1 pseudogene is annotated in these 980 nt (G+C 72.0%); it reads right to left on the bottom strand.

From position 1 onward, the window contains the following. Nucleotides 1-980 (bottom strand): annotated as a pseudogene (locus APM_RS13200) (glutamate-ammonia-ligase adenylyltransferase); the annotation flags it as partial.

The raw sequence follows: 980 nt of genomic DNA, 5'->3' as shown, positions 1-980 counted from the left end.
GAGGTCGCGCGCGGCGGCGCGCGGCAGATGGCCGGCGGCGGCGAGCGCGCGCAGGGCCGGCAGCGTCGCCGGGATGCGCAGCGCCGGCTCGTGCCCACCCCAGACCAGTTCCAGCGTCTGCACGATGAACTCGATCTCGCGGATGCCGCCGCGGCCGAGCTTGACGTCGCGCCCGGCGATGCGGCCGGGGGCGTCGCGCCGGCGCTGGTCGATCCGCCGCTTCATCTCGTGGATTTCGGCGACGGCGGCAAAATCGAGATTGCGGCGCCAGATGAAGGGGCGAATCTGCTCGAGGAAGGATGCGCCGAAATCGCGGTCACCGGCGACCGGCCTTGCCTTGGAAAACGCGGCGCGCTCCCAGGTGCGGCCCTGGCTTTCGTAGTAGCTGAGCGCGGCGGCGAGGCTGACGACCGGCGGGGTGGCGGCGGGGTCGGGGCGCAGGCGCAGATCGACGCGGAAGACCATGCCATCCGAATCGCGCTCGGTGAGCAGCGGAACGAGATCGCGCGCGAGGCGCGCCATGGCGGATTGCGAATCGTCCCGGTAAACGGAAGATGAAGGATCGAACAGCAGCACGAGGTCGATATCGCTCGAATAGTTCAGCTCGCGCGCGCCGAGCTTGCCCATGCCCAGCACGGCGAAGCGGCTAGCCCGTTCGGGGTCGGCCGGATCGGGCAGGCTGATGGTGCCGCGCGCGTGCAGGTGACGCAGCAGATGGCGCAGTGCGAGGCCGATGCTGGCATCCGCAAGGTCGGACAGCGCGGCGGTGACCTGCTCGACGCCCCAGGCGCCCGACAGGTCGGCCAGCGCGATGGCCAGTGCTGCACGGCGCTTGACCTCGCGCAGGGCGCGGCCGATCGCGGCGCGGGTCGCGAGCGGGTCGGCTTCGCGCAGCAGGGCCAGCGCCTCTTCCATCACCGGGCCGGCGCCCTCGGCGAGCACGCGCGGCGGAATATCGGACTCGCGCAGGGCGAGATGGG

The organism is Acidiphilium sp. PM (genome assembly GCF_000219295.1).
Taxonomy (GTDB): domain Bacteria; phylum Pseudomonadota; class Alphaproteobacteria; order Acetobacterales; family Acetobacteraceae; genus Acidiphilium; species Acidiphilium multivorum.
This window is presented reverse-complemented; position numbering and strand designations above follow the sequence as displayed.